Annotated in this window: 1 pseudogene; it reads left to right on the top strand. The window is 50.1% G+C overall.

Going from position 1 to position 459, the window contains the following annotated elements:
• Positions 1-144: 144 nt before the first annotated feature.
• Positions 145-270 (top strand): annotated as a pseudogene (locus AC0QHF_RS29220) (IS630-like element ISMae25 family transposase); the annotation flags it as partial.
• Between the last annotated feature and the right edge of the window lie 189 nt (positions 271-459).

Consider the following 459-nt stretch of genomic DNA (forward strand, 5'->3'; position numbering starts at 1 on the left):
TCCTGTCATCCCGATTGATATCAAACCCCGATTCTGTCGGACTTGGGACGGCTTCCTGAAGCTGAAGTCCGTACCATCGCACCCAAAATCTACTCTATTGAGCCCGCTCACAGGGGACAATGAGTGTCAACCCCATGACTTTTTAACCAACAAGAAGACCATCATTATACCGGTGAAGGGGTACAATCTGGGTTGATGTTTTTTGGTCCCAATCGAGGCGGGCGACGGGTCAGGAACCGAGACAGTCGGACTCGGGTAGATTGGGCTGAACTTGAAATCCATAAATCACCCACACTTTCTGGCAGTTAGTTGGGAGCGATCGCCCGTTTTTTGTCATCCCTTTGACGCGATCGCCTGATAGTTTTTGATCGTCACTGTTTGTATGGTACGGACTTCAGCTTCAGGAAGCCGTCCCAAGTCCGACAGAATCGGGGTTTGATATCAATCGGGATGACAGGA

The sequence above is a fragment of the Lyngbya sp. CCY1209 genome, assembly GCF_055795065.1.